This is a genomic window from Ruegeria sp. CDSA021, assembly GCF_059612325.1.
The window spans coordinates 197,220-218,830 of the sequence record NZ_JBXWQJ010000002.1; the positions used below are offsets into that span (position 1 = coordinate 197,220).

Here is a 21,611-nt window from a genome sequence, read left to right on the forward strand (position 1 = left end):
TCACACCTTTTCGCCAGGGACGCAAAGATCAAACGATCAGGACAGAATATGAAGAATGCTTTGATGCTTTCAGGGTTTATGACAGCCCTCTCCAGCCTTCCCGCCATGGCTCAGGAGCTTGAGATTATTGGCAAGCCGGTCGACGGCGGCATGGGTTTTCAGCCAGCAGCCACCAGCCTTGCCACAGGAATTCAGCGTCTGGACGGCATGATTCTGGTGATCATCACCGCCGTCTGCCTGCTGGTTGCCGGATTGTTGATTTACTGCATCGTGCGTTACAACAAGCGCGCAAACCCGACCCCGGCGGGGTTCTCGCACTATACCCCGGTCGAAATTGCCTGGACCCTGGGTCCGATCCTGATTCTGGTGTTCATCGGCGCGTTCTCATTGCCGGTTCTGTTCAAGCAGCAGGAAATTCCTGAAGGCGACATTGTCATCAAGGTGGTCGGCAACCAGTGGTATTGGACTTACGAGTATGTCGATCACGATTTTGCGTTCGACAGCTATCTTTTGGGCCACCCTGCGACCCTGGATGAAGGTGCGCGCCCAGCCGATGCGGACGTGACCCCGTTTGTTCTGGATGACGCCATGCGTGCCAAGCTGGCCGACGCGGGTTACAGCGACGACGAATGGCTGCTGGCCACCGATACCGCCGTTGTTGTTCCGGTTGGTAAGGTCATCGTGATGCAAGTCACGGCGTCTGACGTGATCCATTCCTGGACCATCCCGTCCTTCGGTGTGAAGCAGGACGGTGTGCCAGGACGCCTGGCCGAGCTGTGGTTCGAAGCCGAGAAAGAAGGCATCTATTTCGGCCAGTGTTCGGAACTTTGTGGCAAAGATCACGCCTATATGCCGATCACCGTCAAAGTGGTCAGTCAAGAAGCCTATGACCAGTGGCTACAAGGCGCGATCGACGAATATGCGGGACTGCCACAAAGCTATCAGGTCGCTTCGAACTGAGTGAGCTAAAGGCGGGGATAGTCCCCACCTGATATGAAAAGCAGGCTGCGCGGGTGAACCGCGCAGCTTTCGCCCCAGAAGGACCGAAAATGACCGACGCAAGCATCAATGCCAGCACCGCGACAGCCCAGGCGGACGAGGCCAGTTTTGGCGATTACTTCGCCCTGCTGAAGCCGCGTGTGATGTCTCTGGTCGTTTTCACGGCGCTGGTCGGATTGCTGGCGGCGCCTGTTACCGTACATCCCGTTGTCGGCTTCTGTGCCATCCTGTTCATCGCTATCGGCGGTGGGGCCTCTGGCGCTTTGAACATGTGGTGGGATGCGGATATCGACCGGGTGATGAAACGCACCAAGGGCCGCCCGATCCCGTCCGGCAAAGTAGAAGAGGGCGAGGCGTTGGCCATCGGTCTGGCGCTGTCTGGTCTTTCGGTGATCATGCTGGGCCTTGCAACCAACTGGTTTGCAGGCGCGTTCCTGGGATTCACCATCTTCTTCTATGTCGTTGTGTATACGATGTGGCTGAAGCGCTCGACACCGCAGAACATCGTCATCGGCGGTGCTGCAGGTGCATTCCCGCCCGTCATTGGTTGGGTCGCCGCAACCGGGTCGATGTCAGTTGAGCCGTGGCTGATGTTTGCCCTGACCTTCATGTGGACCCCACCGCATTTCTGGGCGTTGGCTCTGTTCATGCGCTCGGACTATGACGATGCGGGCGTGCCGATGCTGACGGTCACGCATGGTCGCCGCGCCACACGGGTACACATACTTTTCTACACGGCTTTGCTGGCCATTCTGGCGGTGGGAACCGCGTTCTCTGGCATTGGTGGACCAATTTACCTGACCGTTGCTTTGGTATTGAACGCGCTGTTCCTGCGGGGCGCTTGGCAAATCTCGCGTCGGACGGAAGAGGATTCCGAGGCCGACAACTTCAAGGTCGAGCGCAGCTTTTTCAAATTGTCGCTGCTCTACCTCTTCTTGCATTTCGGCGCCATTCTGTCTGAGGCGCTGCTGAAACCCTATGGGCTGGGAGGCTGGTCATGAGTCTGAGCAAAAACCACGAACTGCATCAGCGCCGTTTCAGCCGCAATCTGGGCGTTGCTCTGACACTGGCTGCCTTTATCGTGATCATTTTCGGGCTGACGGTCGTAAAGGTGTCGGGCACGGATTTCGGTATGGCAACACAGGAGATTCAGAACTGATGGCGTTGACCGGCCCCCAGAAAACGGTTGTTCAGACTGTCGGTGTGGTTGTTCTGATGGGCAGCCTGGCCTGGGCTTCTGTGCCGTTTTACGATTGGTTCTGCCGGGTGACAGGGTTTGGTGGCACCACAGGTGTGGCCGAAGCAGCGCCCGATGACATTCTGGATCGCACCATTACCGTACGGTTTGACGCCTCCAAGGCCAAGGACATGGCCTGGGAATTCAAGCCGGTTGTACGCGAGATGGAAGTGCGCGTCGGTGAGACCGGTTTGGCCTTTTATGAGGCTTATAACCCGACGGACCGCCCGATTGCCGGTCAGGCCTCGTACAACGTGGCCCCCTATTCGGCGGGTGGGTATTTCCAGAAAATTGCCTGTTTCTGCTTTGAAGAGCAGGTGCTGCAACCCGGCGAACGCGTAGAGATGCCGGTAACTTTCTTCGTCGATCCTGAAATGGTCGATGATCTTGAAGCCAAGTATGTTCATACGATCACTCTGTCGTATACATTCTACGAAATTGACCTGCCGGAGGGCTACGCCGCCCTTGACGTGCAGGCTGAGACAACAAAGAACTAACGCCTGTAGGTGAGGGACGCTGATGGCACACGCTAAAAACCACGATTATCACATTCTGGCCCCGTCGATCTGGCCTCTGATCGGAGCCGTTGGTGGCTTTGTGATGCTGTTCGGAGCCGTCCTTTGGATGCATGGCATTACGCCGTGGATGTTCTGGGCCGGTCTGGTCGCGGTGCTATACACCATGTTCGCATGGTGGTCCGAAGTGGTGGTTGAAAGCCGCCAGGGCGATCACACACCCGTCGTCCGCATCGGCTTGCGCTATGGTTTCATCCTGTTTGTGATGTCCGAGGTGATGTTCTTCTTCGCCTGGTTCTGGTCGTTCTTCAAACATCGCATGTACCCGATGTACGACTATGCGGGCACTGAATACATCCAGCCAGATATCCACGCGGTTGACCCGTTCCACTTGCCGCTGATCAACACTCTGGTCCTGCTGCTGTCAGGCTGTGCCATCACCTGGGCACACCACGCGCTGGTGCATGGCAATGACCGCAAGGCGCTGGTGCAGGGTCTGGCAATTGGTATTGCTCTGGGTATCGCGTTTACCTTCCTGCAGGGTTTTGAATACTACGAGCTGCTGGCGCATGAAGGCTGGAAATTCGGCGGCGATCAGTTCTATTCGAACTTTTTCATGGCCACCGGTTTCCACGGCGCGCATGTGATCATCGGGACCATCTTCCTGTCGGTCTGTCTGATCCGGGCGCTCAAAGGCGATTTCACGCCCGAGAAACATGTCGGGTTCGAGGCGGCCGCCTGGTACTGGCACTTCGTCGACGTTGTCTGGCTGTTCCTGTTCTTCGCCGTCTACATCTGGGGCCAAGCCCCGCTGATGTAACGCCGTTCAGGTGATCCAATTGCAAAAGCCGCCCTTTGGGGCGGCTTTTTCTCTATTCCGGGCGCAAGATTGCGCCCCATACAATTGCGTGGTTGCAATTTGGTGCACGCCCCCCTTAACAAGACGCCGGTTCCTGCAACGAGGTTTGTTCCTGACATGCGCCGCATTCTGTTCCTGCCGATCTTCGGCCTTGCTGGTCTGGGGGTGCTGCTGTGGCTGGGTATCTGGCAGGTGCAGCGTTTGGCGTGGAAACAGAACGTGCTGACCGAAATCGAAAGCCGAATTTCGGCCGATCCCGTCGCCTTGCCGCCCCAGGTCTCAGAGGGCGCAGACAAATACCTTCCGGTGACCGTTTCGGGCGAGCTGGAGCCAGGCGAAATTCATGTTCTCGTCTCGGTCAAGCACGTCGGGGCAGGGTATCGGATCATTCAGTCTTTCAGCACCAGGGACCGGACTATTTTAGTGGATCGGGGCTTTGTTCCGACAACCGCCAAACAGGCGGATCGCCTGACTGGTCCGATGGAGATCACCGGCAATCTACACTGGCCGGATGAAATCGACAGCTATACGCCCGAAGCTGATATAGAAGCCAATATCTGGTTTGCCCGCGACGTGCCCAATTTGGCCGCCGCTTTGGACGCCGAACCGGTGCTGTTGATCGCCCGGTCCGAGACCGACCCGAACGTGACGCCCTTGCCGGTTGATACGGTGGGCATCCCCAACGATCATCTGCAATATGCAATCACCTGGTTTGGTCTGGCTCTGGTCTGGGCCGCGATGACCGGATACTTCCTGTGGCGCAGCCGCGCCAATTCTGAGAGTGACGCGACATGAAATACATCTCGACCCGTGGGCAGGCGCCCGAACTGACTTTTGAAGAGGCGATGCTGACTGGATTGGCCCGCGACGGCGGCTTGTATCTGCCTGCCGAGATTCCAGTGATGTCGCAGGACGAGATCGCAGCCTTGGCAGGTTTGCCGTACGAAGAGATCGCGTTCCGCGTGATGTGGCCTTATGTCAGCGAGTCCTTTGCCGAGGATGAGTTCAAGGCCATCATCGCCCGCGCCTATGAAGGCTTCGGCCATGACGCCCGCGCGCCGCTAAAGCAACTGAACGAAAACCATTTCCTGCTGGAGTTGTTCCACGGCCCCACGTTGGCCTTCAAGGATTTCGCCATGCAACTGATCGGTCAGCTGTTCCAGGTGGCCCTGAAACGCCGTGGCGACCGCGTGACCATCGTGGGTGCGACCAGTGGCGATACCGGATCGGCAGCCATCGAGGCCTTCCGGGGGCTGGATGCAGTGGATGTGTTCATCCTGTTTCCCCATGGCCGTGTCTCCGAGGTGCAGCGCCGTCAGATGACAACACCTGCGGACAGCAACGTGCACGCGTTGGCAGTGGACGGAGATTTCGACGATTGTCAGGCGGCGCTGAAGGACATGTTCAATGATTTCGAGTTTCGCGACAGCGTGAAACTGGCGGGGGTAAACTCGATAAACTTCGCGCGGGTTCTGGCGCAGATTGTCTATTACTTTACGGCCGCCGTCAGCCTCGGTGCACCGCATCGTAAGGTTAGCTTCACGGTGCCGACCGGCAATTTTGGTGACATCTTCGCAGGGTATTTAGCCAAGCGCATGGGCCTGCCGATCGATCGGCTGGTCGTGGCGACCAATCAGAACGACATCCTGCACCGCTGCCTGTCGGGCGAGGGGTATTTCAAGGGCGACACCATCCCGTCGATTAGCCCGTCGATGGATATTCAGGTCAGCTCGAACTTTGAACGGGCGCTGTATTATGCTTATGGCGAGGATGGCGGGGCCGTGGCGCAGTTGATGGATGAGCTCAAGAACGGCGGTTTCAATGTCAGCCAGGGCGCGATGGAAGCGCTGGGTGAGATTTTTGACTCGGGGCGTGTATCCGAAGACGAAACGCTTGCCACCATCAAATCTACGCTGGCTCTTAGCGCGGAACTGGTCTGCCCGCATACCGCGATTGGCATCAAAGTAGCAGAAGACCAGCGTGCCGCCGACATTCCGATGATCACGCTGGCAACTGCGCACCCCGCCAAGTTCCCGGCGGCGGTTGAGAAGGCGAGCGACGTACATCCGCCTCTTCCATCCCGCATGTCTGATCTGTATGAACGTCCGGAACGGGTGACCCGCATTGCCAATGATCTGGGTGCACTTGAGGATCATATCAGAAGGCATATCGCTGAGTGACTGTCAGACAAGACCAACTGAAGAACGGCTTTCGTATCGTCAGTGAACATATGCCGGGGCTGCAATCGGCAGCCATCGGCATCTGGGTGACCGCAGGTGGGCGGCATGAGCGCATCGAACAGAACGGTATTGCGCACTTCCTTGAACATATGGCGTTCAAGGGAACCGGGCGACGTTCGGCGCTGCAGATCGCCGAAGCGATCGAGGATGTGGGGGGCTATATCAACGCCTATACTTCGCGCGAGGTAACGGCCTATTACGCGCGCGTTCTCAAGGACGACGTGGCGTTGGCGATGGACGTGATCGGTGACATCGTTCTCAACCCGGTTTTTGATCCGCGCGAGATCGAGGTCGAGCGTGGCGTGATCCTGCAGGAAATCGGTCAGGCATATGACACGCCCGATGACGTGATCTTTGATTGGCTGCAAGAGCAGAGTTATCACGATCAACCTTTGGGCCGCACCATTCTGGGCCCGACCGAACGGGTCAGCGCGTTTTCACGCGAGGATCTGTCGGGCTTCGTGGCCCAGCACTATGGGCCGGAACAGATGATTCTGTCGGCGGCTGGCGCCGTTGATCATGATCAGCTGATGAAAGTGGCTGAAGAGATGTTTGGCCATTTGCAGCCGCGCAAAGGTCTGATCCCCGAAATGGCCCGTTTCACTGGCGGCGAGGCGCGGCAGGAGAAAGAGCTGGAACAGGCTCATTTCGCACTGGCGCTGGAAAGCCCGGGTTACCGCGACGATGCTATCTACACAGCACAGATTTATTCGACTGCTCTGGGTGGTGGCATGTCTTCGCGTCTATTTCAGGAAGTGCGCGAGACGCGTGGGCTGTGTTACACGATCTTTGCTCAGGCTGGTGCTTACGCTGATACCGGAACCACCACGATCTATGCCGGAACTTCGGCGGATCAGGTGGGTGAGTTGGCAGCGATCACCATCGATGAGATGAAACGCGCCGCTGAAGACATGAGCCCGGAAGAGGTGGCTCGTGCCCGCGCCCAGATGAAGGCCGGGATGCTGATGGGGCTCGAAAGCCCGTCGAACCGCGCGGAGCGTCTGGCACGGCTGGTGCAGATCTGGGGCAGGGTGCCTTCGCTTGAGGATACCGTTGCCAAGATCGATGCGGTTGGTACCGAGGATGTGCGCGCCTTCGCGGAGACCATGGCCCTGCAAGCCCCGGCGGCACTGGCGCTGTATGGTCCGGTTTCAGGCGCGCCGACACTGGCTGAACTGCAGGAGAGGCGGGCGGCGTGATGCTGTTGGGCAGACGCAAGCTGAAACTCGAAACCGCGCGGCTGAGTATGCGCCCGCCTGCCCATTCCGATTTCAATGGCTGGGCGGCGATGCGACGGGCGTCCCAGGGTTATTTGACACCGTGGGAGCCGATCTGGGCAAACGACCATCTAAGCCGCAAATCCTTTACCAACCGGGTCTATTGGGCGCAGCGCTCGGTCGCAAGCGGGACGGCCATACCGCTATTTCTGTTTCGCCGGGAAGACGATGTCTTGGTTGGGGCCATAACGCTGGACAATATACGGCGTGGGCCCGCGCAGGCCGGTACCCTAGGGTACTGGACCGGCCAGTCTTTTGCCCGTCAGGGATACATGCGCGAGGCGATCGGGGCCATGGTGCATCACGCCTTTACCCGTCTGGATCTGAGCCGGATTGAAGCCGCGTGCCTGCCCGAAAACCAGGCGTCGCGCGGGCTGCTGGAAAGCTCGGGCTTTAAATATGAAGGCGTTGCGCAGTCTTACCTCCAGATCAACGGGCGGTGGCGGACGCATGTTCTGTATGCCAGCCTGCGGTCCGACCGGCGCGGGAAAACCGACGCTGGGTAGGGGGCTCTGCCCCCGTTTGCGGCAAGCCGCGCCTTCCCCGAAGTATTTTAGGCCAGATGAACAAGGGGCATGACTTGGGCGCGTTCTGCGCTACACTTGACGTATGCGCTGGTTGGTTGCGGCATTGATGGTGATTTCGGGCGGGGCCGCGGCGCAGGATCGGCGGCCCAGCCATTGTATTGCGATCGCAGATGCCGCGCCGGGGATTGAGTACCTTCACAAAGCTGCCTGGCAAGACCCGGTGCCGGAATTTTCGGTGCGGATCAGTTATATCGCACACGCGTCTTTTCTGATTCAGACGCGGGGTGGGCTGAATGCCGTGACCGACTTCACCGGGTTCATCGGCAGCGCTGACCTTATCCCCGACGTTGTGACGATGAACCATGCCCACTCTACCCATTGGACGGCCCATCCCGACCCGGCGATCCCGCATGTTCTGCCGGGATGGGGCGAGTTCGGGCAGGGCATTGAGCATCACCTTGATCTAGGGGAGTTGCTGGTGCGCAATGTTTCGACCGATATTCGTTCAGCCTATGGCGGTGTCGAAGAGCGCGGGAATTCGATCTTTGTGTTCGAGGTCGAGGGGCTATGTATCGGTCATCTGGGTCATCTGCATCATGTGCCGTCAGACGAACAGTTTGCTGCGCTGGGGCGGTTGGATGTGGTTATGGCCGCGGTTGATGGCGGGACGACAATGCCCTTGCCGGACATGATCTCGGTCTTGAAGCGGTTGAAGAGTTCGATGATCATTCCGATGCACTGGTTTTCGGGGTTCTCGCTGGACAGGTTTCTGGTCGATATTCGGGATACATTTCCAGTTGAACGTAACGGGGTGTCAAAGATCACCGTCTCTCTGAGGGATCTCCCAGATCGACCGACGGTAATTGTGCTGGAGCCGCAGTATCTGATTGATCTGGAATAGGGCTTGCCGCAGCCGCGTTGCTTGGGCATTGAAAACGTATGAATTTGAACCCCGCTGATGACAGTTTTGCTGCACTGATCCGTTCGAAATTGGGCGACGAAATCCTGCGCCCCGTTGAAGAACGGTATCTGGAAGAACCGCGCGGGCGGTTTGCCGGGCAGATCGGTGTGTTGGCTTTGCCTCGCACCGCTGAAGAGGTTGCCGCGCTGGTGCGGTTGGCTTTGGTAGAGCGGGTGCCGGTTGTACCCTACGGCGGCGGTACAGGTCTGGTTGGTGGGCAGGTGATGTCAGAGGGTCCGGAGCCTTTGCTGATCGCGTTGGAACGAATGACTGCCATTCGGTCTGTTTTTCCGACCGAGAACATCCTGATCGCCGAAGCTGGGGCCATTCTGCAAGATGTTCAGGCCGCGGCTGAGGCGGCGGACCGTCTATTTCCGTTGTCGTTGGCGGCGCAGGGGTCCTGCCGGATCGGGGGCAACCTGTCGACCAATGCCGGGGGCGTCAATGTCTTGCGCTATGGCAACGCGCGCGACCTGTGTCTGGGGCTTGAGGCGGTGCTGCCCAATGGCGAGATCTGGCATGGTCTCAGCCGGTTGCGAAAGGACAACACGGGTTACGACCTGCGGGACCTTCTGATCGGGGCCGAGGGCACGTTGGGGATCATTACTGCCGCGTCGCTCAAGCTGTTTCCCCGACCTGCCGCCGTTGGCACTGCGATGTTTCAAGTTGCTTCGCCCGAAGCGGCCATCGACTTGCTGGCGCTGGCACGGGATCAGGTGGGTGAGGCCGTCAACACCTTTGAATTGATCCACCGGCAGGGGCTGGATTTCCTGACTGAGGTCCTGCCGGATGTTCGTCAACCCTTCGGCGCGCCGCCGGAATGGAGCGTATTGATCGAGTTGGGTCTGGCAAAAGGGCAGTCATCGTCAGATGCGCTGGAGAACCTTTACGACCATGCAGAAAGCCTTGGTCTGGTTCAGGACGGGGTCATTGCGCAAAGTGAGGCGCAGCGCGCCGATTTGTGGGCGGTGCGTGAACGCATCCCCGAAGCCAATCGTTTGGTCGGTTCAGTCTCGAGCCATGATATATCGATCCCGATTTCCAGAATTCCCGACTTCATTCGCGAAGGTGGAAAGATGATCGCTGACCGTGGGCAATTTCGGATCAATTGCTTTGGCCATCTTGGGGATGGAAACCTGCATTACAACGTGTTTCCGCCGAAAGGACAGAACCGATCAGAGTTTGAGGGTCAAAGAGGCGCGATCAAACAAGCGGTGCATGATCTTGTTGACGCATACGACGGCTCGGTCAGTGCTGAACATGGGGTCGGACGCTTGAAGACGGACGATCTTGAGCGCTATGGCGACCCGGTTAAGCTGGGCGCCATGAGGGCCATCAAGGCGGCGTTGGACCCGCAGGGCATCATGAACCCCGGCGCGGTCCTGAATGAATGAACACGGCCCAAGACCCGGGCCGTGTTCGGACATCTCTTACGACGCAGGCAGGATCACCTTGTCGATCACGTGAATCACGCCGTTCTTGGTTTCAATGTCAGCCTGAACAACGTTGGCGTCGTTCACCATCACACCCGAATCCAGATCGATGGTGATATCGCCGCCCTGAACAGTTGCGGCGGTCATGTCGTCGCTCAGATCCCCTGACATCACTTTGCCCGGCACAACGTGGTAGGTCAGAATGGCAACCAGCTGATCTTTGTTTTCCGGCTTCAACAGGTTTTCGATCGTTCCTTCGGGCAGAGCCGCAAATGCATCATCAGTGGGGGCAAATACGGTAAACGGACCTTCGCCTTTCAGTGTTTCCACCAGTTCGGCGGCCTGCACAGCGGCGACGAGTGTTTCAAAGCTGCCAGCGGCAACAGCGGTGTCAACAATGTCCTTGCCGTGACCATCGGCCAATGCAGTGGTGCTGAACAGGATCGAGGCTACACCGGCAGCGGCAAATTTGCGGAACATAACTTAAACTCCCAAGGTTAGAATGCTTCAATCAGCATCACCCGAAGTACGCGGCACGTTCACAGCAAGATCACTTGTTTTGCGCTGATTTGTGGATTGAAGAAATGAAATACCGCGCTAAGCCAGCGCGGTTTTTGCTTTCCAGTCACGCTTTTGTGAAGGTATCTGGGTTAGAGTCCTTCGAACTCGCACAGGATGTGCACGTCCATTCCCATCTCTTCCAGAACTTTGCGCCCTCCTAACTCGGGCAGGTCGATAATGAACGCGCACGAGACGATCTCGCCTCCAAGTCGCTCGATCAGCTTGATGCCTGCTGCTGCAGTGCCGCCCGTGGCCAGCAAATCGTCGACCACCAGAATCTTTTCGCCGGGTTGGATGGCATCGTCATGAATCTCAACAATCGCCTCACCATACTCCAACTTGTAGTCTTGACTGATTGTTGTGCCGGGCAGCTTACCTTTTTTGCGGATCGGCACAAAACCAACGCTCAGTTGATGCGCAATCGCGCCGCCCAGAATGAAACCGCGCGCCTCAAGTCCCACAACTTTGTCAATTCGTTCGCCGGCATAGGGGTGCAGCATCTGGTCAATTGCCATCCGAAACCCGCGCGGGTCCGCAAACAGAGTGGTCACGTCACGAAACATGATCCCCTCATGCGGGAAATCGACGATGGTACGGATGTAATCTTTTACAGTTTTGCTCCTGGACATGGGCCAACCCTTTTTGCCTCAAACACCAAAGTGTGTTTCGCCCATGAGGGTTAGCCATGCAAGGAACAATTCAAATACGCGATCAGGAGCGGCGCGAGATTATGGCTTTCGGCAGGCTGTAATAGCGGTACAGCGTGGACGGCAGCCACGAAAGGTGCGGTTTGCGCCAATTGCGTTGATCTCGCAAAAGAAATGCCTGAGCAGCATGAAGGTTCATTGCCATATTCCTTTTATTGTTGTTAAGTGCCCGATAACGACAATCACTATGCTATGTATATACAATGTATCGTCTAAAATTGCAAACTTTTGTTGGGGACAATGCGCGTGGCTAAGAAAGACGGCAAGGGATCAACCAAGAAAAACAGTCAATTGGTCCTGCGCTTGGACAAGGACGAACGCGACGCTTTTGTTGAGTTATGCAAGGAGCTTGACACCTCGGCCGCACGTGAAATCCGCAGGTTTATCCGCGGTTTCATGAAGGAACACGCCGAGGATTGAGGCCGCCTCAGGCCGGGCGGCGCAGAACCGCTGTGGCCACGCCCATCCCGATCAGGGTCAGCCCGCCAAAACGTGTCATTGCCGTGATGACGCTGGCGCGGCCAATCAGCCGCCGCAGCCGGTCGGCCAGCAATGCGTAAGCCAACGCGTTCAGCCAAGCCAGTCCCACAAAGGTCACGATCAGAATGGTGAATTGGGGACCCAGCGGATCAGCCGGGCGCAGGAATTGCGGCACAAAGGCGATAAAAAAGGCGATGGATTTCGGGTTCAACGCAGTTACGGTCGCCGCATGGCCAAACACACTGCGCGCCGTCACATCGCGCCCGGTATCGACCGCGTTCAGCCCGCTGGCCGGGGCGCTGCGCAGCAGCTTTATCCCAAGCCAGACCAGATAGGCGGCCCCAATCCACTTGAGCACTGAAAACAGGGTAGCCGAGGCCAATACCAATGCGCCCAACCCCAGCAGCGAGGCGGTCATGGCCACCAGATCACCCACAGCGACCCCGGTAGCCGATGCCACGGCAACACTGCGCCCCTTGGACAGGGCATAGCTGAGCACAAGCAGCACGGTCGGGCCGGGGATCAACAGTAGGGCGGTCGAAGCAGCGACAAAGGCCAGCCAGAGTTCTAAAGACATAAGGTTCTTCTCGAAACACATTCCTGAAGTTTTGCTTACCCAAACTGCGGCTGCCTGACAATTCCTGCGCCCGCCAGACTTCGGCTGAGATCAGACATTCTGGTTCAGGTTAGGGTTCAGCGAAATTCGATTTGTATAGTGTTTTGTGCTATACTGTTATTTTTTTAAGGAGATTTGATATGAGATTTTTCCTTTGCGTGCTTGTCTGCGCATTTTTGATCAGCGTTCCCTCGGTTTCCTTGGCTTTGTGTGGTCCGGGCAAATATGCCTGTGGAAACGGTTTCTGTTGCCCAAACCCATAGGTGCGACATGACCCGTAAATTAGTTTTAACACTGGTCTCGGTTGCTCTGGTGGCAGGGTTTTTCGTGGCGGGTTGGTTTGCTTATTTCGTGATGTCGGACGTGCACAAGGGGGATGTGGTGAAGTATAACGGGATGAACGTCCTGTTGAACGCCGCACCTTTCGAAGCTGGCGATCTGGTACGTGTCTCGGCCGACGGGCAGCGTATGACCAAGCTGTGTCCGCTTGAAATTGATGAGGAGGACAAAAACACCTATTACAAAAATTCCGAATATGTGAACGGCCTGACCGAAGCGCTTCCGAATTTTGTTCAGTTGGTCGAACTCGTACAGTCGTGGTTTTCCGACGGTGAAAACGCCACTGCGCCTGGTCACGACATGTCGTCCGCAAGTCGGCGCGTCGCCTTTGAGGGGACTGTTTCGAGGCTGGAGAACACCAACGTGATGCCGGATACAGAAGATGATTGCGCATGTGAGATGGTCGCGGCCTTGATGGCGCGAGACAAAGTCTGCGTTGTCACGAAATCGCTGGTTGAAACGCAACTGATCACATTGCAACCGGGTGCGTTCCCGGATCGCGACAGGGTGCAGAGAGTCACAATCGGTGTGAATTTTCGACCCGCTGGGATTACGGTGGGTGATTTTTCACAATTGATGCATTGCGACGGTGTCAACCCTGACGCGAGATTGGACTCGGATCCCGAATGCCCGGAAACCTACGGGCAATCGGTTGATGTCAGGGTTCGGGATTTGCTGAACGTGATCCGCGAAAAGGACCTGCTGACAGCCATGGCGCGCGTGCCCTAGCGCGACTCTAGAGAATGCGCCCGGCCACTGCATCCAGCTTGGCCAACAGCGCCGGGTCACGTTTTTCGGGGGCAGTCAGGATCGCATATTCCAATGCTCTGTCGCAGCCATGCGGGCAGGGCGCGCGCTCACCTCCCAACAGAGAGGGCAGGCCCTTGACCATTGCGCGGCCCTTGTCAGCATTGCCGGTCAGGGTGGCGATGATGGTCGTCACGTCCACCTCACCATGGTCGGGGTGCCAGCTGTCATAGTCGGTGACCATCGCGATCGAGGCGTAACAGAGTTCGGCTTCGCGGGCGAGTTTGGCTTCGGGCATGTTGGTCATGCCGATCACGTCGCAGCCCCATTGCTCGCGATACATTTTGGATTCAGCGAGGCTCGAGAATTGAGGTCCCTCCATCGCCAGATAGGTGCCGCCGCGATGGATGGTGATGCCTGCGGCCTTGCCTGCAGTTTCGCAGGCGTCCGACAAGCGCGGGCAGGTGGGGTGCGCGACGCTGACATGGGCGACGCATCCTGTGCCGAAAAAACTCTTTTCTCGTGCGAAAGTCCGGTCGATGAACTGATCGACAATCACGAAATCGCCCGGTGCCATATGCTCGCGAAATGATCCACAGGCCGAAATCGAGATCACGTCTGTTACGCCCAACCGTTTCAAAGCATCGATATTGGCGCGATAGGGTACATCTGTCGGTGAATGCACATGACCACGCCCGTGACGTGGCAGAAAAGCCATTTCAACACCATCCAGCGACCCGGTCAGGATCTGGTCCGAGGGTTCACCCCATGGGGTCTCCACCTCGACCCATTCCGAGTTCTCCAGCCCGTCGATGTCATAGATGCCTGATCCGCCGATGACGGCAATCTTGGTTTGGGTCACTGTCCTGCTCCACATCTTGAATACTGTAGGATTTGTGCGGGTTGCGGCCCGGTTTGACAAGAGGGTTAGTCTTGTTTCGGCAACAGGTTACGCTGCTGCGACTGCGCTGTGAAGTCAGCCCAGGCCGTGCCGAACGTGTCCAAAGGCCAAGTTAAATCCTGTGATTGCCCGTGCCTGTCGCGAAAGACAAAGCGATACGCATCCCCAGTCAGCATTGCTTGCAAAACGTCTTCGGCCCGCCGATCTTCGAAGATGCAGCCAAGCCCGGTCAGACACCCCGGCCGCCTTGTGCGCCAGATTGTTTCTTCACCCTTGTCGATGCGAAACCCAGACGGGCTGAAAAAGGTGCCGGGCTCCATCCCGAATTCCACTTTGAACCCGTTGGGTTCGGGCGTAATGAACACGAACTGCGCTGCAAACTTGGGCCTAAGTGAAAAAACCTCTGCCCGCCGGATGTAGCACCGCTGCTTCAGCGCGCCATTTTCTTCGCGCTCGTCGCAGATCGAATTCCAAATGCCGAAAATCTCGTGATGGGTCACGCGCCAGTTTCCGGCTGTGTCATTGCCTTGCAGGTCCTGCGCGAAGGCGGGAAGGGCAGAGAGGAAAAAGAGGATGATCCAGCGCATGATCTCAGAGTTGGTCGTTCGACCACGGTCCCGCAAATCACGTTGCCGCGAGGCCAAGACATGCGTGGGGCGCATGGCTGTATCCCACGTACTGCAGTAGCTCAATGCCCTCGCGTCCGCTACAACGGCGCCTTCGCGCGAACATAAAACCCAATAGGACTGACCAATGCCCCGAGCCTTGCTGGCAAGTTTTGCCAAACGCGTCGCCATGCCCGATCTGCGCTGGGTGCCAGATGAGGGGCTGACCTTCTCTCGCTTGCGGATTGAGTTGTTGTCAGGTCTGACCGTGGCCCTTGCCTTGGTGCCTGAGGCCGTGGCTTTTGCCTTTGTGGCAGGCGTGCACCCTCTGGTTGGTCTTTACGCGGCGTTTCTGGTGGGTTTGATCACCGCGCTGATTGGCGGACGGCCCGGTATGATCTCGGGCGCGACCGGCGCGCTGGCGGTTGTCATGGTCGCGCTGGTGGCCGAGCATGGGGTCGAATATCTGTTTGCGACCGTTGTTCTTATGGGGATTCTCCAAGTCATTGCCGGGGCGATGCACTGGGGGCGTTTTATCCGGCTGGTGCCACATCCGGTGATGTTGGGCTTTGTGAACGGTCTGGCTATCGTAATCTTTCTGGCCCAGATGGGGCAGTTCAAGGTGCCCGGAACCATGGAAAACACCGGTCATGGAATGAGCGGTGGTGAGTGGCTGTCGGGAATGCAGCTTTACACCATGCTGGGCCTTGTGGCGCTGACCATGGTTGTGATCTGGGTCATGCCGCGTATCACGCGCGTTATTCCCGCGCCTCTGGCTGGAATTTTCGTGGTTGCAGCTCTGGTGATCGGATTTGGTCTGGATGTCCCGCGCGTTGGCGATCTGGCGTCGATTGAAGGCGGCCTGCCTGCATTCCACATTCCGATGGTCCCGCTGAACTGGGAAACATTCGAAATCATCCTGCCCTATGCTGTCATTCTGGCCGCAATTGGCCTTATTGAATCCCTGCTGACCCTGAATCTTGTCGGCGAGATCACCGGCAAGCGCGGTGGGGCGTCTCAGGAGTGTATCGCTCAGGGCGCATCAAACATTGTAACGGGCTTCTTCAGCGGTATGGGCGGCTGCGCGATGATTGGTCAGTCGATGATCAACGTGAAATCCGGCGGACGTACCCGTATCGCAGGTATCGCGGCGGCACTTTTCCTGCTGGTCTTCATCCTGTTTGCCTCACCTCTGATTGAGCAAATTCCGCTGGCCGCGCTGGTCGGCGTGATGTTCATGGTGGTGATAGGCACCTTCGCGTGGAACTCGTTCAAGATCATGCGCAAAGTGCCGATGACGGATGCTTTCGTCATCGTTCTGGTGACCGTCGTGACGGTGATGGAAGACCTGGCTGTTGCGGTTGTGGTCGGTGTCATTGTCTCGGCGCTGGCCTATGCCTGGAACAACGCCAAACGCATTCACGCCGTCACGCGCGAATCCGAGACCGAGAAAGGTGCGAAAGTCTATGAAATTCAGGGGCCGCTGTTCTTTGGATCGTCGGAAGGCTTTATCGAATTGTTCAATGTCCCGAACGACCCTGAAACTGTCATCGTCGATTTCGCCGAAAGCCGAGTCGTGGATCAGTCAGCCCTTCAGGCCATCGAAAACGTCGCTGCAAAATACGAGGCGGCGGGCAAACGCGTTATGCTACGCCACCTGAGCCGCGATTGTCACAAGCTGCTGAACAAAGCAGGTCACCTGATGGTCGACAGTGACGACGACCCGGATTACGAACTGGCGGTCGATTACTCCGTCCGCACTGGCGTTCTGGGCGGGCACTGACTTCATAAGGCGGCTTTGAGGGCCGCCTTTTTCATGGAGCCATTTGTTCCAGCACCTCGATATTGCCCGACAACAATGCATCCTCGGCCTCTGATATCCTATCGGCAGGCCAGTCCCACCATTTCAAGGCGAGCAATCGATCAATGGTGTCCCGGTCAAACCTAAATCGGCGCACTTCGGCTGGGTTGCCTGTGACGACCGCATAAGGCGGGATCGTTCCGCGCACGACAGAGCCTGCTCCGATTATTGCTCCGTCGCCAATTTTTGCGCCCGGCATGATCAAAGCGCCATAGGCAATCCAAACGTCATTGCCGATCACGGTATCGCGCCTGTCCGGCTGATATTCCAGCAGCTTTGCGGGATCGAAAACCGGAAATGGGTAACAAGTCGCCCCGTCCATGGCGTGGTTGGCCGATGAAGTGATGAACCGGACGCCGTGGGCGATTTGACAGAATTTACCCAAAACTAGTTTTTCGCGGGAAAACGGGAACAGATAAGGGGCAAGCCGTTTCGCCCAGTCTTCGGGCACGTCGAAATCCGACGCATAGCTGTAATCACCGATTGTTATTCTGGGGTGGTCGATGGCCTGAGACAGGAAGACCGTCCCGGGGTAATCCGAGCCGTCCGGCAGTGTTACGGGGTATCGGCGCGATGCGTCAGGTAAAGGCATTAGTCATCCGGTCTTGAAAGGCTGAACAACTCGGACACGACCGAATAGTCCCTGTACCCAAGCCGTGCCAGTGGTTTGAAAGAAGTCACGTCAAATTTGCCATCCCGAAGGTGGTCGTCGTGCAGATGCACACCTGTCACTTCGCCGAACACAACCCGGTTCGCCACTCCGGGCAGGGTCACGATCTGCGTCAGCTTGCATTCCAAGGCTGCTGGAGCCCCTTCGACACGGGCGCAAGGGATGGTCTGGCATTCAACTGGCGTCAGCCCAGCATGTGCGAACTCGTCAACATGCTTTCCCAACCCTTCGGAACTGGCATTCATCGCATCACGATGGGCATGGGCCACCACGTTGACGCAGAAAACACCCGTTGCCTCGATATTGGCAACACTGTCTTTGCCACCATCCTGATCATACTTGGTACCAGTTGTGGCAAACATCACCTGTGGCGGTGTGTAAGCAACTCCGTTGAAGAAGGAATAAGGCGCCAGATTGTTGATCCCGTCCGCATCCCGGGTTGATATCCAGCCGATTGGGCGCGGTGTGATAATGGCGTTGAACGGGTTGTGCGGCAGGCCATGGCCGTCTTCGGGGCGATAGAACATCTGATCTCCAAGCGTTTGCCCAAGGCGTACCGAAGTGCTAGGGCGAATTCCAGCAAGGAAAAGAGGGCAGGGTGCAGCAATTCGGGATCAGGCCGGAAGAGCCGGATGATTGGTGGGAGGTCGAAGCCCTCTATGACCTGTGTTTTGCACCGGGTCGTGAGGCATTGTCGTCTTATCGGTTGCGCGATGATGTGCCTCCGGTTGCGGGCCTGTCTCTGGTTGCGCGCGACGGTCAGGGCATTCTGGCTGGTGCGATCCGGTTCTGGCCCGTCCATGTTGGCGATCACGATGCTCTGCTGCTGGGGCCGGTTGCTGTGCACCCGACGCATCAGGGCGAGGGGTTGGGCCGATATCTGATTCATGCCGGTGTCGAAGCCGGGCAAGCTCGTGGGTGGCAGCGCGTCATGTTGGTGGGGGATGAATCCTATTACAAACGGTTTGGTTTTACCCGATTGCAAGGGGTTGAGATGCCGCCGCCCACCAACCCGGACCGGGTTTTAGGGTTGGAATTGGTGCCTGGTGTCTGGTGCGGCGTTCAGGGGGCAGTGACCCGCTGGAGCCGCTGACCTATTGAATCCACACCGCGCAACGCCGATGTTGAAAGGCAGGAGGGCGTGAATGCAAAACGTGGTTCTTGTCGAAAACGTAGACACAGACGCCGAGCTGGATCGTTTGGCGGATCACTACCGATCTGCCGGAGGGGCTGGTGTCAAACTGCTGAACAAGCTGGGTGGCTCGGCCGAGCCACTGCTGGAAAAATTGCCGGAACCAGTGCGGCATGGCCTGACCGGAGCGACCGAGCAGGCTTTGTGGCTGGCGATGCACGCGGCACAGGGGTCACGGCGCGCTGTTCCCGATCAACGGCCTTGGGTGAACACCGCCGTGACCACGGCCATGGGCGCGGCCGGGGGGCTGGGCGGTGTTTCCACAGCTTTGATGGAACTGCCTGCAACGACCACCATGCTGCTGCGCGCTATTCAGGGGGCCGCCGCCCGCGAAGGGTTCGATCCATCTGCAGAAAACGTAAAGTTCGACTGTGTACGTGTGCTGTCCGCAGCTGGTCCGCTGTCACATGATGACGGTGCAGATCTTGGCTTTTTCTCGGTGCGTCTGACGCTGACAGGACCGGCCATGCAGCGTTTGATCGCTGCCGTTGCGCCGCGCTTTTCGATTGTGCTGGGGCAAAAACTGGCAGCCCAGTCAGTTCCTGTCCTTGGGGCTTTGGCCGGAGGCGGGACAAACTATGTCTACACGCGGTATTATCAGCAGATCGCGCGTGTGCATTTTGGTCTGCGGCGGCTGGCAATCGACGCCGATATTCCACATGATGATCTGGTGCGGCAACTCTCGTCCCGCATGTAGATCAACCCTCAGCACAAGCACCTGACTTGGCGGATTCTACATCATGTGGTATCCTTGCGTGAACCTTCCACAAAATGAGTATTCACTGACCTCAAGTGCGAAGGGATTAGGTACTGGCTGAAGGGACCATCAAACGATGAAGCCACGGCTGCTGCGTCTTGAAAATCTCATTGCTGCGGAACAGCCCGTTTTGCAGCAAGCTGCAGCGCTGTGTTACCGGATCAAAGGCAATCGACCCGAGGTCTTGCTGATAACGACACGCAGGGCGCAACGTTGGATTATTCCCAAAGGCTGGCTTATCCCCGGCTTATCACGCGCTGACACGGCATTGCAGGAAGCTTGGGAAGAAGCAGGTGTGGCCGGTCAAAGCAGTGGGGGGCGGTTGGGGCAGTTTTTGCACCACAAGCACCGGCTGAATCGCCCGCCTGTACCGATTCTGGTGGATGTCTTCCCCGTTCTTGTGCGGTCCGTTTCGCAGGATTTCCCTGAACAGGGGATGCGCAAACGCAAGTGGTACCCGCTCAAAAAAGCGGCTCTCAAGGTGCATTCTCCGGAGCTTGCCGAACTGTTACGAGACTTTAAGCCTTACGCACATTAAGATTGGGCCAGAGAGGCTTGATATTGTCATTCTGGTCGGTATCTATTCGCCAATCTATTTTTTGGACTGAACATGATTCAATACGCATTGAAATGCATTGAAGGCCACACGTTCGACAGCTGGTTCCAATCCGCTGAAGCCTATGACAAGTTGGTCACGACCGGGATGGTGACTTGCATAGTCTGCGGGTGCACGCAGGTTGAAAAAGCGATCATGACTCCGCGTGTCCGTCCGGCACGAAATGCGCAGCCGAAGCTGGAACAACTGCCCGCTGCGGACGACAAGATTGATGTGGCCACACCGACTCCGGAAATCGAGAAGGTTCTGGCCGAGATACGCCGCCATGTCGAAGAGAACTCGGATTATGTAGGTAAGGAATTCGCCAGCGAGGCGCGTAAGATCCATTTGGGCGAAGCCCCGGACCGCGCCATTTATGGCGAGGCCAAGCCAGATGAGGCGAAATCGCTGATCGAAGACGGCGTACCGGTGGCCCCACTACCGTTTGTCCCCAGCAGAAAGACCAATTGAACCATGCACATCGTGATCACTGGTGCTAATCGCGGCATCGGGCAAACTCTGGCGCAATGTTACGTCAACCGGGGTGAAAACGTCACTGGAACAGCACGTGACAACAGTTTGCAGGTTCGCCTTGATGTGTCTGATCCCTTGCAGCAATCGGCCATGGCAGAACAGTTGAAAGACCAGCCTGTTGATTTGCTGATCTGCAACGCCGGAGTGTATCTGGACAAGGGGCACACGATCGACGACTACCCGGCTGACATGTGGGCGCAGAGCTTTGCGACCAATGTCACTGGCGTGTTTCTGACTGTGCAAGCGCTGTTGCCCAACTTGCGCGCGTCAGGCGGCAAGGTGGCGATCCTTTCGTCACAAATGGCGTCGCATACCCGTGCTCCGGGCGGCAGCTATATCTATCGCGCGTCCAAGGCGGCGGTGTTGAATCTAGGACGTAATCTGGCGACTGACCTCAAAAAAGACGGTATTGCCGTTGGTATCTACCATCCGGGCTGGGTTCAGACAGACATGGGCGGAGCGACAGCGGATATCGACGTCGATCAGGCCGTGTCCGGCCTGATAAAGCGGTTCGATGATTTGTCACTGGCCACCACAGGGTGCTTTGAAACCTATGACGGACAGCAGCACGCTTATTGAGAGGTCAGCGCGGCCTTGGGGATTTCGTAGACTTCGCCAGGATCAATATAGATCACCAACAGATCGCCGCGCGTTTCATAGGACATCTTCGAGGTCGAACTGCTGGATTCAGGGACGCCGTCCTTGAAATAGATATTGCGCACCTGCCCACCGCCCAGGCCAACAGCAAGGGTTGTCGTGCCGTCATCGTGGCGGCGCAGCTCTGCATTGCAGCTTTGTAGCGGATCACCGGCGTTTGCGGCGCAAGGCACTGTGCCCAATGCGTTTTTGCCGTCGGTTCCAGCAACGCTTGCGACCTGAGCCAAGGCAGGCGACGAAATAAGGGCGACGGCAAGGGCTAGGCGAAACATGAAGAACCTCTTGATTTGGTTGTTGTCCATAGGCTGACATCGCGCCTGCATAATGTAAAGCGGCCCTGC

At 57.4% G+C, this 21,611-nt stretch carries 27 protein-coding genes; 19 read left to right on the forward strand and 8 right to left on the reverse strand.

Features of this window, described 5'->3' with window-relative positions:
- Nucleotides 1-48: 48 nt before the first annotated feature.
- The 11 genes from coxB to AC2FLD_RS03215 all read left to right on the forward strand — a co-directional run bounded on the left by coxB (nucleotide 49) and on the right by AC2FLD_RS03215 (nucleotide 10,009).
- Complete coding sequence (coxB, locus tag AC2FLD_RS03165) at nucleotides 49-960, forward strand: cytochrome c oxidase subunit II (protein WP_050603360.1); 912 nt, start codon at nucleotides 49-51, stop codon at nucleotides 958-960.
- An 89-nt stretch (nucleotides 961-1,049) separates the two neighbouring features.
- Nucleotides 1,050-2,000 (forward strand): heme o synthase, encoded by a 951-nt coding sequence (gene cyoE, locus AC2FLD_RS03170; RefSeq protein ID WP_496667519.1) that lies wholly within the window; start codon nucleotides 1,050-1,052, stop codon nucleotides 1,998-2,000.
- Nucleotides 1,997-2,158 (forward strand): cytochrome c oxidase system small membrane protein, encoded by a 162-nt coding sequence (locus tag AC2FLD_RS03175; protein WP_172677862.1) that lies wholly within the window; start codon nucleotides 1,997-1,999, stop codon nucleotides 2,156-2,158. Before cyoE ends, AC2FLD_RS03175 begins: the two co-directional genes overlap by 4 nt.
- On the forward strand, nucleotides 2,158-2,733 hold the full coding sequence (locus AC2FLD_RS03180) for a cytochrome c oxidase assembly protein (protein WP_496667518.1): 576 nt from the start codon (nucleotides 2,158-2,160) through the stop codon (nucleotides 2,731-2,733). The genes AC2FLD_RS03175 and AC2FLD_RS03180 overlap by 1 nt, the downstream gene beginning before the upstream one ends.
- 22 nt (nucleotides 2,734-2,755) lie before the next feature.
- Entirely contained in the window at nucleotides 2,756-3,571 is an 816-nt protein-coding gene (locus tag AC2FLD_RS03185; RefSeq protein WP_496667517.1) for a cytochrome c oxidase subunit 3, read from the forward strand.
- A 156-nt stretch (nucleotides 3,572-3,727) separates the two neighbouring features.
- On the forward strand, nucleotides 3,728-4,405 hold the full coding sequence (locus AC2FLD_RS03190; RefSeq protein ID WP_496667516.1) for an SURF1 family protein: 678 nt from the start codon (nucleotides 3,728-3,730) through the stop codon (nucleotides 4,403-4,405).
- Nucleotides 4,402-5,790, forward strand: a complete 1,389-nt coding sequence (gene thrC / locus AC2FLD_RS03195; RefSeq protein ID WP_496667515.1) for a threonine synthase — start codon at nucleotides 4,402-4,404, stop codon at nucleotides 5,788-5,790. Before AC2FLD_RS03190 ends, thrC begins: the two co-directional genes overlap by 4 nt.
- Complete coding sequence (locus AC2FLD_RS03200) at nucleotides 5,787-7,049, forward strand: M16 family metallopeptidase (protein ID WP_496667514.1); 1,263 nt, start codon at nucleotides 5,787-5,789, stop codon at nucleotides 7,047-7,049. Before thrC ends, AC2FLD_RS03200 begins: the two co-directional genes overlap by 4 nt.
- A complete protein-coding gene (locus AC2FLD_RS03205; protein WP_496667513.1) occupies nucleotides 7,049-7,633 on the forward strand; it encodes a GNAT family N-acetyltransferase in 585 nt (194 codons plus the stop codon). The genes AC2FLD_RS03200 and AC2FLD_RS03205 overlap by 1 nt, the downstream gene beginning before the upstream one ends.
- 103 nt (nucleotides 7,634-7,736) lie before the next feature.
- On the forward strand, nucleotides 7,737-8,555 hold the full coding sequence (locus tag AC2FLD_RS03210) for an MBL fold metallo-hydrolase (protein ID WP_496667512.1): 819 nt from the start codon (nucleotides 7,737-7,739) through the stop codon (nucleotides 8,553-8,555).
- Between the two features lie 38 nt (nucleotides 8,556-8,593).
- On the forward strand, nucleotides 8,594-10,009 hold the full coding sequence (locus AC2FLD_RS03215; RefSeq protein ID WP_496667511.1) for an FAD-binding oxidoreductase: 1,416 nt from the start codon (nucleotides 8,594-8,596) through the stop codon (nucleotides 10,007-10,009).
- A gap of 36 nt (nucleotides 10,010-10,045) precedes the next feature.
- Here the strand turns inward: AC2FLD_RS03215 and AC2FLD_RS03220 are convergent, their stop codons facing one another.
- Nucleotides 10,046-10,528, reverse strand: coding sequence for a fasciclin domain-containing protein (locus AC2FLD_RS03220; protein WP_496667510.1), 483 nt, complete (start codon nucleotides 10,526-10,528; stop codon nucleotides 10,046-10,048).
- Between the two features lie 170 nt (nucleotides 10,529-10,698).
- Complete coding sequence (locus tag AC2FLD_RS03225; protein ID WP_496667509.1) at nucleotides 10,699-11,238, reverse strand: adenine phosphoribosyltransferase; 540 nt, start codon at nucleotides 11,236-11,238, stop codon at nucleotides 10,699-10,701.
- A 318-nt stretch (nucleotides 11,239-11,556) separates the two neighbouring features.
- Here AC2FLD_RS03225 and AC2FLD_RS03230 point away from each other — a divergent pair, with 318 nt between their 5' ends.
- A complete protein-coding gene (locus AC2FLD_RS03230) occupies nucleotides 11,557-11,736 on the forward strand; it encodes a hypothetical protein (protein ID WP_298853306.1) in 180 nt (59 codons plus the stop codon).
- A 7-nt stretch (nucleotides 11,737-11,743) separates the two neighbouring features.
- On the opposite strand, the gene AC2FLD_RS03235 is transcribed toward AC2FLD_RS03230, so the two are convergent.
- Entirely contained in the window at nucleotides 11,744-12,373 is a 630-nt protein-coding gene (locus AC2FLD_RS03235; RefSeq protein WP_496667508.1) for a LysE family translocator, read from the reverse strand.
- A 309-nt stretch (nucleotides 12,374-12,682) separates the two neighbouring features.
- Between AC2FLD_RS03235 and AC2FLD_RS03240 the strand changes: the two genes are divergently transcribed.
- Nucleotides 12,683-13,480, forward strand: coding sequence for a hypothetical protein (locus tag AC2FLD_RS03240; protein WP_496667507.1), 798 nt, complete (start codon nucleotides 12,683-12,685; stop codon nucleotides 13,478-13,480).
- Nucleotides 13,481-13,487: 7 nt separating this feature from the next.
- Here the strand turns inward: AC2FLD_RS03240 and AC2FLD_RS03245 are convergent, their stop codons facing one another.
- Both AC2FLD_RS03245 and AC2FLD_RS03250 read right to left on the reverse strand, forming a co-directional pair.
- Complete coding sequence (locus AC2FLD_RS03245) at nucleotides 13,488-14,360, reverse strand: S-methyl-5'-thioadenosine phosphorylase (RefSeq protein WP_496667506.1); 873 nt, start codon at nucleotides 14,358-14,360, stop codon at nucleotides 13,488-13,490.
- A 65-nt stretch (nucleotides 14,361-14,425) separates the two neighbouring features.
- Entirely contained in the window at nucleotides 14,426-15,061 is a 636-nt protein-coding gene (locus AC2FLD_RS03250) for a hypothetical protein (protein WP_496667505.1), read from the reverse strand.
- Between the two features lie 91 nt (nucleotides 15,062-15,152).
- Here AC2FLD_RS03250 and AC2FLD_RS03255 point away from each other — a divergent pair, with 91 nt between their 5' ends.
- Nucleotides 15,153-16,787: a SulP family inorganic anion transporter gene (locus AC2FLD_RS03255; RefSeq protein WP_496667504.1), complete on the forward strand. Its 1,635-nt coding sequence runs from the start codon at nucleotides 15,153-15,155 to the stop codon at nucleotides 16,785-16,787.
- Nucleotides 16,788-16,818: 31 nt separating this feature from the next.
- On the opposite strand, the gene AC2FLD_RS03260 is transcribed toward AC2FLD_RS03255, so the two are convergent.
- The gene (locus tag AC2FLD_RS03260; protein ID WP_496667503.1) at nucleotides 16,819-17,457 is read right to left on the reverse strand and encodes a CatB-related O-acetyltransferase; all 639 of its coding nucleotides are present in this window, start codon (nucleotides 17,455-17,457) and stop codon (nucleotides 16,819-16,821) included.
- Complete coding sequence (locus AC2FLD_RS03265) at nucleotides 17,457-18,062, reverse strand: flavin reductase family protein (protein ID WP_496667502.1); 606 nt, start codon at nucleotides 18,060-18,062, stop codon at nucleotides 17,457-17,459. Before AC2FLD_RS03265 ends, AC2FLD_RS03260 begins: the two co-directional genes overlap by 1 nt.
- Nucleotides 18,063-18,133: 71 nt before the next feature.
- Between AC2FLD_RS03265 and AC2FLD_RS03270 the strand changes: the two genes are divergently transcribed.
- The 5 genes from AC2FLD_RS03270 to AC2FLD_RS03290 all read left to right on the forward strand — a co-directional run bounded on the left by AC2FLD_RS03270 (nucleotide 18,134) and on the right by AC2FLD_RS03290 (nucleotide 21,192).
- Complete coding sequence (locus tag AC2FLD_RS03270) at nucleotides 18,134-18,628, forward strand: GNAT family N-acetyltransferase (RefSeq protein ID WP_496667501.1); 495 nt, start codon at nucleotides 18,134-18,136, stop codon at nucleotides 18,626-18,628.
- Nucleotides 18,629-18,680: 52 nt separating this feature from the next.
- Nucleotides 18,681-19,424 carry an EcsC family protein gene (locus tag AC2FLD_RS03275; RefSeq protein ID WP_496667500.1) on the forward strand — a complete coding sequence of 248 codons (744 nt, stop codon included), beginning with the start codon at nucleotides 18,681-18,683 and terminating at the stop codon, nucleotides 19,422-19,424.
- Between the two features lie 136 nt (nucleotides 19,425-19,560).
- A complete protein-coding gene (locus tag AC2FLD_RS03280; protein WP_496667499.1) occupies nucleotides 19,561-20,022 on the forward strand; it encodes an NUDIX hydrolase in 462 nt (153 codons plus the stop codon).
- 72 nt (nucleotides 20,023-20,094) lie between these two features.
- Nucleotides 20,095-20,550 carry a DUF1178 family protein gene (locus tag AC2FLD_RS03285; RefSeq protein WP_496667498.1) on the forward strand — a complete coding sequence of 152 codons (456 nt, stop codon included), beginning with the start codon at nucleotides 20,095-20,097 and terminating at the stop codon, nucleotides 20,548-20,550.
- Nucleotides 20,551-20,553: 3 nt separating this feature from the next.
- The gene (locus AC2FLD_RS03290) at nucleotides 20,554-21,192 is read left to right on the forward strand and encodes an SDR family oxidoreductase (RefSeq protein ID WP_050603215.1); all 639 of its coding nucleotides are present in this window, start codon (nucleotides 20,554-20,556) and stop codon (nucleotides 21,190-21,192) included.
- On the opposite strand, the gene AC2FLD_RS03295 is transcribed toward AC2FLD_RS03290, so the two are convergent.
- Complete coding sequence (locus AC2FLD_RS03295; RefSeq protein WP_496667497.1) at nucleotides 21,186-21,542, reverse strand: hypothetical protein; 357 nt, start codon at nucleotides 21,540-21,542, stop codon at nucleotides 21,186-21,188. The two genes, AC2FLD_RS03290 and AC2FLD_RS03295, sit on opposite strands and share 7 nt — an antisense overlap.
- Nucleotides 21,543-21,611 lie beyond the last annotated feature (69 nt).

Excerpts from the sequence above, each read along its gene's own strand:
- coxB (WP_050603360.1), top strand. The coding sequence starts at position 49 with ATGAAGAATGCTTTGATGCTTTCAGGGTTTATGACAGCCCTCTCCAGC.
- cyoE (WP_496667519.1), top strand. The coding sequence starts at position 1,050 with ATGACCGACGCAAGCATCAATGCCAGCACCGCGACAGCCCAGGCGGAC.
- AC2FLD_RS03175 (WP_172677862.1), top strand. The coding sequence starts at position 1,997 with ATGAGTCTGAGCAAAAACCACGAACTGCATCAGCGCCGTTTCAGCCGC.
- AC2FLD_RS03180 (WP_496667518.1), top strand. The coding sequence starts at position 2,158 with ATGGCGTTGACCGGCCCCCAGAAAACGGTTGTTCAGACTGTCGGTGTG.
- AC2FLD_RS03185 (WP_496667517.1), top strand. The coding sequence starts at position 2,756 with ATGGCACACGCTAAAAACCACGATTATCACATTCTGGCCCCGTCGATC.
- AC2FLD_RS03190 (WP_496667516.1), top strand. The coding sequence starts at position 3,728 with ATGCGCCGCATTCTGTTCCTGCCGATCTTCGGCCTTGCTGGTCTGGGG.
- thrC (WP_496667515.1), top strand. The coding sequence starts at position 4,402 with ATGAAATACATCTCGACCCGTGGGCAGGCGCCCGAACTGACTTTTGAA.
- AC2FLD_RS03205 (WP_496667513.1), top strand. The coding sequence starts at position 7,049 with ATGCTGTTGGGCAGACGCAAGCTGAAACTCGAAACCGCGCGGCTGAGT.
- AC2FLD_RS03210 (WP_496667512.1), top strand. The coding sequence starts at position 7,737 with ATGCGCTGGTTGGTTGCGGCATTGATGGTGATTTCGGGCGGGGCCGCG.
- AC2FLD_RS03215 (WP_496667511.1), top strand. The coding sequence starts at position 8,594 with ATGAATTTGAACCCCGCTGATGACAGTTTTGCTGCACTGATCCGTTCG.
- AC2FLD_RS03220 (WP_496667510.1), bottom strand. The coding sequence starts at position 10,528 with ATGTTCCGCAAATTTGCCGCTGCCGGTGTAGCCTCGATCCTGTTCAGC.
- AC2FLD_RS03225 (WP_496667509.1), bottom strand. The coding sequence starts at position 11,238 with ATGTCCAGGAGCAAAACTGTAAAAGATTACATCCGTACCATCGTCGAT.
- AC2FLD_RS03230 (WP_298853306.1), top strand. The coding sequence starts at position 11,557 with ATGCGCGTGGCTAAGAAAGACGGCAAGGGATCAACCAAGAAAAACAGT.
- AC2FLD_RS03235 (WP_496667508.1), bottom strand. The coding sequence starts at position 12,373 with ATGTCTTTAGAACTCTGGCTGGCCTTTGTCGCTGCTTCGACCGCCCTA.
- AC2FLD_RS03240 (WP_496667507.1), top strand. The coding sequence starts at position 12,683 with ATGACCCGTAAATTAGTTTTAACACTGGTCTCGGTTGCTCTGGTGGCA.
- AC2FLD_RS03250 (WP_496667505.1), bottom strand. The coding sequence starts at position 15,061 with ATGCGCCCCACGCATGTCTTGGCCTCGCGGCAACGTGATTTGCGGGAC.
- AC2FLD_RS03255 (WP_496667504.1), top strand. The coding sequence starts at position 15,153 with ATGCCCCGAGCCTTGCTGGCAAGTTTTGCCAAACGCGTCGCCATGCCC.
- AC2FLD_RS03260 (WP_496667503.1), bottom strand. The coding sequence starts at position 17,457 with ATGCCTTTACCTGACGCATCGCGCCGATACCCCGTAACACTGCCGGAC.
- AC2FLD_RS03265 (WP_496667502.1), bottom strand. The coding sequence starts at position 18,062 with ATGTTCTATCGCCCCGAAGACGGCCATGGCCTGCCGCACAACCCGTTC.
- AC2FLD_RS03275 (WP_496667500.1), top strand. The coding sequence starts at position 18,681 with ATGCAAAACGTGGTTCTTGTCGAAAACGTAGACACAGACGCCGAGCTG.
- AC2FLD_RS03280 (WP_496667499.1), top strand. The coding sequence starts at position 19,561 with ATGAAGCCACGGCTGCTGCGTCTTGAAAATCTCATTGCTGCGGAACAG.
- AC2FLD_RS03285 (WP_496667498.1), top strand. The coding sequence starts at position 20,095 with ATGATTCAATACGCATTGAAATGCATTGAAGGCCACACGTTCGACAGC.
- AC2FLD_RS03290 (WP_050603215.1), top strand. The coding sequence starts at position 20,554 with ATGCACATCGTGATCACTGGTGCTAATCGCGGCATCGGGCAAACTCTG.
- AC2FLD_RS03295 (WP_496667497.1), bottom strand. The coding sequence starts at position 21,542 with ATGTTTCGCCTAGCCCTTGCCGTCGCCCTTATTTCGTCGCCTGCCTTG.